At 65.7% G+C, this 6549-nt stretch carries 9 protein-coding genes; 7 read left to right on the top strand and 2 right to left on the bottom strand.

The genetic code is table 11. The annotated features are described in order from the left end of the window. The 6 genes from AKL29_RS03265 to AKL29_RS42675 form a co-directional block, all read left to right on the top strand. Positions 1-688, top strand: a 688-nt coding sequence (locus AKL29_RS03265) for an NAD(P)(+) transhydrogenase (Re/Si-specific) subunit beta (protein WP_244481721.1), incomplete at its 5' end; no start/stop codon positions are given. An 11-nt stretch (positions 689-699) separates the two neighbouring features. Further along, positions 700-870, top strand: a complete 171-nt coding sequence (locus AKL29_RS43230; RefSeq protein WP_167350370.1) for a hypothetical protein — start codon at positions 700-702, stop codon at positions 868-870. Between the two features lie 15 nt (positions 871-885). After that, a complete protein-coding gene (locus AKL29_RS03260; protein WP_050383008.1) occupies positions 886-1704 on the top strand; it encodes an alpha/beta hydrolase in 819 nt (272 codons plus the stop codon). A 53-nt stretch (positions 1705-1757) separates the two neighbouring features. Beyond that, positions 1758-2855, top strand: a complete 1098-nt coding sequence (locus AKL29_RS03255; RefSeq protein WP_028335994.1) for a calcium:cation antiporter — start codon at positions 1758-1760, stop codon at positions 2853-2855. 40 nt (positions 2856-2895) lie between these two features. Next, positions 2896-3180: a cupin domain-containing protein gene (locus tag AKL29_RS03250; protein WP_028340624.1), complete on the top strand. Its 285-nt coding sequence runs from the start codon at positions 2896-2898 to the stop codon at positions 3178-3180. A 276-nt stretch (positions 3181-3456) separates the two neighbouring features. Beyond that, positions 3457-4335 (top strand): hypothetical protein, encoded by an 879-nt coding sequence (locus AKL29_RS42675; protein WP_050383005.1) that lies wholly within the window; start codon positions 3457-3459, stop codon positions 4333-4335. Positions 4336-4484: 149 nt separating this feature from the next. On the opposite strand, the gene AKL29_RS03240 is transcribed toward AKL29_RS42675, so the two are convergent. Both AKL29_RS03240 and rpsU read right to left on the bottom strand, forming a co-directional pair. Then, the gene (locus AKL29_RS03240) at positions 4485-5147 is read right to left on the bottom strand and encodes a tetratricopeptide repeat protein (RefSeq protein ID WP_050383003.1); all 663 of its coding nucleotides are present in this window, start codon (positions 5145-5147) and stop codon (positions 4485-4487) included. 113 nt (positions 5148-5260) lie between these two features. After that, positions 5261-5557 (bottom strand): 30S ribosomal protein S21, encoded by a 297-nt coding sequence (rpsU, locus tag AKL29_RS03235; protein WP_021078544.1) that lies wholly within the window; start codon positions 5555-5557, stop codon positions 5261-5263. Positions 5558-5821: 264 nt separating this feature from the next. Between rpsU and aqpZ the strand changes: the two genes are divergently transcribed. After that, positions 5822-6544 carry an aquaporin Z gene (gene aqpZ, locus AKL29_RS03230; protein ID WP_016840586.1) on the top strand — a complete coding sequence of 241 codons (723 nt, stop codon included), beginning with the start codon at positions 5822-5824 and terminating at the stop codon, positions 6542-6544. Positions 6545-6549 lie beyond the last annotated feature (5 nt).

Raw genomic sequence — 6549 nt, 5'->3', positions numbered from 1 at the left:
GCTCGGCAATTCGGCGCTGATCATCACCGGCGCGCTGGTCGGCTCAAGCGGCGCGATCTTGTCCTACATCATGTGCCACGCGATGAACCGCTCGTTCATCTCGGTGATCCTCGGCGGCTTCGGCGGCGAGACCGCCGCGGCCGGCGGCGGCTCGGGCGAGCAGAAGCCCGCCAAGCTCGGCTCGGCGGATGACGCCGCCTTCATCATGAAGAACGCCTCCAAGGTCATCATCGTGCCCGGCTACGGCATGGCGGTGGCGCAAGCACAGCACGCGCTGCGCGAGATGGCCGACATCCTGAAGAAGGAAGGCGTCGAGGTGAAATACGCCATTCACCCGGTGGCGGGCCGCATGCCCGGCCACATGAACGTGCTGCTGGCCGAGGCCAACGTGCCCTATGATGAGGTGTTCGAGCTCGAGGACATCAACTCGGAGTTCGCCCAGGCCGATATCGCCTTCGTGATCGGCGCCAACGACGTCACCAACCCGGCGGCGGAAGAGGACAAGACCTCGCCGATCTACGGCATGCCGGTGCTGCAGGTCTGGAAGGCCGGCACCGTGATGTTCATCAAGCGCTCGCTGGCCTCGGGCTATGCCGGCATCGACAACCCGCTGTTCTACCGCGACAACACCATGATGTTGCTCGGCGACGCCAAGAAGGTCACCGAGAACATCGTCAAGGCGATGTAGGGCGGGCGGCAATGGCGCTGAACCGGGAGTGGCATCGAGCGCATCGCATGCCGCCCCGGGCGACGCGCGAGCAGCGCATCAAGTGGCACGTCGCACATGCGGCGGCGTGCGCGTGCCGGCCGCTCCCCGACAGCATCAAGGCGGACGTCGAGAAGCTGCTCAGGCTCCGCGGCAAGACATAGCCGCGGCCACCCCTGATGGCACTGGCACTCGCAATCCTGAAATGGTTCCTGATCGCCGCGGTCGTCGTCTATCTCGGCGGGCTCGCAGTGCTCTACGTCAGGCAGCGCGAGCTGCTGTTTCCGATCCCGCCGGTCGGACGGACTGCGCCGGCAGCCGCGGGTCTTCCCGAAGTGGAAGAGCATGTCCTGACCACCGGCGACGGCGAGAAGGTCATCGTCTGGCACGTGCCGGCGAAGCCGGGCCGGCCGGTCGTGCTGTTCTTTCATGGCAATGGCGATTTCCTTGCCGGGCGCGTGGCGCGCTTCAAGGCCATCACGGCCGACGGCACCGGGCTGGTGGCGCTGTCCTTTCGGGGTTATGCGGGGTCGAGCGGGTCTCCGAGCGAGCAGGGACTGCTGCAGGACGCGGCTGCCGCTTACGCGTTCGCCACCGCGCGCTACCGCGCCGAGCAGATCGTGGCCTGGGGCTTCTCGCTCGGCAGCGGCGTTGCGGTCGCGCTCGCCGCCGGACATCCCGTCGGCAAGCTGATCCTGGAGGCGCCGTATACGTCGACGGCCGACGTCGCTGGCGCGCATTTCTGGTATGTGCCGGTCAGCCTGTTGATGCGCGATCAATTCCACTCCGACCGGCTCATCGCGCAGGTCAAGGCGCCGCTGCTGATCATGCATGGCACCGACGATCCGGTGATCCCGATTCGCTTCGGCGAGCGGCTGTTCGGCCTCGCCCATGAGCCCAAGCAATTCGTGCGACTGCCCGGTGGCGGGCACGACAATCTCGACGATTTCGGTGCGATGGCGACGGCGCGGCGGTTTATCGACGCCGCAAGAGGCTGACGGCTGCGATTGTCTGTCGCATAATCGCGCCAGCGAAGTAAGGGGACCCCACGATGAGCGCACACGGACCGATGCCGCGGTCGGCCTGGCTGTATCCCGTTCTGGCGGTGCTGTTGTTTGCCGCGGTCACGGCCACCGGCTACAGCTTCGCGCCATCGGCCGGGGGCTGGGTGTTCGCGGCGGTGCTGCTGGTCATTCTGTTCGGCACCGTGTTCGCGGCGGTCCACCATGCCGAGATGATCGCCGAGCGGATCGGCGAGCCGTTCGGCACGCTGCTGCTGACGCTCGCGGTGACGATCATCGAGGTGGCGCTGATCTCGACCATCATGCTGGGCGACACGCCGGCGCCGACGCTGGCGCGCGACACGGTGTTCGCGGTGGTGATGATCGTCTGCAACGGCCTGGTCGGGCTCTGCATCTTCATCGGCGGCATCCGCTACCGTGAGCAGGATTTCCAGATCACCGGCGCCAACCTCTACCTCAGCGTGCTGTTCGTGCTCGCGACCATCACGCTCGATATGCCGAATTTCACGCTCACCGCGCCGGGACCGATCTACTCCACGGCCCAGCTCGCCGTGATCAGCGTCGTGACCCTGCTGCTGTATGCGGTGTTCCTCTACACCCAGACCATCCGCCACCGCGATTATTTCGTCAGCGGCGCCAACGAGGCGGCGGCGCATGGCGAGGTGATGTCGGACCGCATGACGGCGATCAGCGTTGCGCTGCTGCTGGTTTCGCTGCTGGCGGTGGTGCTGCTGGCGAAGAAATTCTCGCTGGTGGTCGATGTCGTCACCGTCAAGATCGGCGCGCCGCCGGCCTTTGCCGGCCTGGTGGTGGCGGCCCTGATCCTGTTGCCGGAGAGCGTTGCCGCGGTGTCGGCGGCGCGCAAGAACGATCTGCAGAAGAGCATCAACCTCGCGCTCGGCTCGTCGATCGCCACCATCGGGCTCACGGTTCCCGCGGTGGCCGTAGCCGCCTATGCGCTCGACAAGCAATTGGTGCTCGGGCTCAGCAACCAGCATATGCTGATCCTGCTGCTCACCTTCATGGTCAGCATGCTCACCTTCGGAACCGGCCGCACCAACATCCTGTTCGGGCTCGTTCACATGGTGGTGTTCGCCGTGTTCGTGTTCATGGTTTTCGTGCCGTAGAGCATGATCCGCTCAAACAAAAAACTTGGAGAGAATGACGATGCTCAGTGCCAAATCGGATGTGCAGGTGGATACCGCGGAAGTCCGCGTGACCGAATGGCGCCTCGCGCCGGGCAGCGCCACCGGCCACCACACCCATGAGATGGACTATGTCATCGTTCCGATCACGGCGGGCGAGATGACGATCGTGGCGCCGAACGGCGAGCGCTCGAAGGCGCAGCTCGGAGCCGGCAAATCCTATTTCCGCAAGGCCGGGGTCCAGCACGACGTGCTCAACGAGACGGCCAGCGAGATCGTGTTCCTCGAGGTCGAACTCAAGCCCTGACGCGGCGCGAGAATCCTGCAAGGAACCCCGCAAGGAACCCTGCACCCGCCGAATGGCAGGTCCGAGCCGGCGCGGCTGTGGAAATTCACGACCCGTTAACGGCTGCGCGATGATCTAGCAGGCGGATGCGGCCTGCGCAGGGGGCGCCTCCGGCTGAAACCAAAGCGACACCAAAGGTGACGTCGGAACGGGGGTTTGCCACCGATCCGACGCAGTTGATCCCTGAATGTGCCTCAAAGTTCCAGCATGTAATACCGGGGTGGGGAGTGGCAGGTCATGCTGAGTTACCTGAAGAAATTCGTGATGGACATCTTACCCTCGGTGGCAGCGACCATCATCGGGGCGTACATCGTTAACCACTACATCGTGGCCAAGCCGGAAGCGCCGGCAGCCGCAGCCGTGACCGCCGCAGTCGATCCCAAGGCAGATCCGAAAGCTGCCGCCAAGCCCGCCACCGTCGTCAGCAGCCTCCCCGAAGCCGGTGTGAAGGCCAAGGGCATGTCCGAGCGCACGCTGATCGAGCGGTCGGCGTCCGAGAAGGCCACCGTCACCGAGAAGCCCGCCGAGAAATCTGCCGACGCAAAGCCTGACGCACCGGCCGATACCGCCAGCATCCCCACCGACACCCGCCATCATCCGGCGCCGCCGAAGGCGGTCGCGAAGGTCGCGCCCGCCGCGCCGCAGCCGGCCGCGCCCGCGACGTCAGCCGCGCCGGTCGAGACTGCTGTGACGCCTGAGGAAAGCCGCGACGCCAACGACCTCGCGCGCGCCGCCATCGAGCGGCTGCGCAAGGACCGTCCGCAGGAGGCGGCGCGCTCCCAGGATGCCACGCGCACCGATCTCGCCCGCCTGCCTGAGGCGCAGCGTCCGGCAGCCGCCTCGGTGATCCGGCCGTTGCCGCCGCCGATCATGGTGTCGAGCCCGTCCACTGACAATGTCGATCAATCCTCGCAGCCGCGTCCGCCCTATGCCGCCGGCGGCCAGGATTCCAACCGGCTGACGCCGCCGGCCGACATTCCGGTCCCTGTGGTGCAGGCCCCGCTCGATCTGCGCGCCGAGGCGATCATGCCGGCGCAGAAGAACGAGCGCACGTCGGTGACCGACGACATGTTCTCCGGCATGAAGTCGATGTTCCACGCCGTCCTGCCGAAGTAGCCGCAGCGCTGCTCGGTCGTTCCTGACGGGTTGTCTTCACGCCAAGCGCTAAAGCATGATCCGGAAAAGTGCGAAGCGGTTTTCCGAAAAGATCATGCTCAAACAAAGAGCTAAGGCGCGATGACGATTCAACCTGATCTCATCGCGCTTTAGCCGCCGGTGCGCGCCAGTCCGCTGCGCGCATTGCCGTCGCCTGGCCGCAGCGCGAGCGCGCGATTGTAGGACGCCGCCGCCTTGACCTTGTCGCCGAGCCGCTCATAGGCCTGGCCGCGCGTGCTCCACGCCGCAACATTGCCGGGATCGGCCTGCACCGCCTCGTCGAGATCGCTGGCGGCCTGCTTGGCCTTGTCGAGCGCGAGGTAGCTGGTGGCACGGCCGACCAGGGGCTCGGCCTTCTGCGGCGACAGCCCGCTGGCTGCCGTGAAATCGTCGATCGCCTGCTGATGCTGTCCGCGGCCCTGATAGATCAGGGCGCGGCCGTAGAGCGCCTGGATGTTGTAAGGGTCGGCCGCCAATGCCTGTTCGAACTCCGCCATCGCCTCGTCGAACTTGCCGGAGCGCGCCAGCACCTGAGCACGCGTGGTGTGATCCCTGGCGCTGTTGACGTCTTGCGGGGTGATGGTGTCGGCGGCGGGCTTGTCGGCGGTGGCAGCCGGCTTCGGCTTGTCGTCCGAGGAGCCCCATGAACCGAGGTCGAAGGAGCAGCCCCCGAGCGGCAGGCCGAGAAGCATTGCAATGATGACGAGATGCGGCGCGCAACGGCGGCGCGCGGGTGCTGGAAAGGGCGGGCGGGATACCGGATCAGCCGTCATGCAAAATGCTCTTGCCGGTCGTTTTGCATGGGTACCCCGGAACGCGGCGTGCTTCAAAACGACAACGCGGGCCCGTGGCCCGCGCTGTTAGACTTCTATATCGGCAAAACGGTTCAGCGAGGGCCGCGACCGGCGCCTGCACCGCCCGGACGGCCACCGCGGTCGCCACCGGGGCCGGCGCCGAACACCGGCTTCGGCTTCATCGGCAGCAGGCCTTCGCGCTGCAGCTTCTTGCGCGCCAGCTTGCGTGCGCGGCGCACGGCTTCGGCCTTTTCGCGGGCCTTCTTCTCAGACGGCTTTTCGTAATGACCGCGGAGCTTCATCTCGCGGAAAATGCCCTCGCGCTGCATCTTCTTCTTCAGCGCCTTCAGGGCTTGGTCGACATTGTTATCGCGGACGAGAACCTGCACGCGGCATCCTCTTTTGAATTGATCGGTTCGGAATTCTGGCGAGGTGAAGGGGCGGCAAAAGGCCTGCCTCTTAACCCTAGGCGCGCGCATGTATCAGACAAACGCGCAGATGTCCACCGGTCGAGTGACTTTCGGGCCTAGTAAAGCCACGAAATAGGGCGAAAATGCCATTGTGCGGCCCCGATTTGGGTGATTTGGCGCCCAGATGAGGGCCGCTCCCGGCGTTTTGGATAACCCGGACATTGGAAATAGGGGAGATGCGAGATGGAGATGAAGAAATACGCTGCCGAGGCCATCGGTACGTTCTGGCTCACATTCGCTGGTTGCGGCAGCGCGGTGATCGCGGCCGGCTTTCCGCAGGTCGGGATCGGCCTGGTCGGCGTGTCACTGGCCTTCGGGCTGAGCGTGGTGACCATGGCCTATGCGATCGGCCATATCTCGGGTTGCCACCTCAACCCGGCCGTGACGGTCGGGCTCGCCGCAGGTGGGCGTTTCCCGGGCGGCCAGGTGCTGCCCTACATCATCGCGCAGGTCGTGGGCGCCATCATCGCGGCCTGGCTGCTCTATGTGATCGCGAGCGGCGCGCCCGGCTTCGATGTCAGCAAGGGCTTTGCCTCCAACGGCTATGACGCGCACTCACCCGGCCAGTACAACATGGTGGTGTGCTTCATCACCGAGGTGGTGATGACCATGATGTTCCTGTTCATCATCATGGGATCGACCCATGGCAAGGCGCCCGCCGGCTTCGCACCGCTCGCCATCGGCCTCGCGCTGGTGATGATCCATCTCGTCAGCATTCCCGTCACCAACACCTCGGTGAATCCGGCGCGCAGCACCGGACCGGCGCTGTTCGTCGGCGGCTGGGCGCTGGGGCAGCTCTGGCTGTTCTGGGTCGCGCCCCTGATCGGCGGTGCGCTCGGCGGCGTGATCTATCGCTGGCTCAGCGACGAACCAGCCGGCATCGTCGCCGGCGCGAAGACGGCGTGATCGGC

It is taken from the genome of Bradyrhizobium pachyrhizi (genome assembly GCF_001189245.1).
Taxonomy (GTDB): Bacteria; Pseudomonadota; Alphaproteobacteria; order Rhizobiales; family Xanthobacteraceae; genus Bradyrhizobium; species Bradyrhizobium pachyrhizi.
Note: the sequence above shows the minus strand (reverse complement) of the source record. Positions and strands in the feature narration are given on the sequence as shown.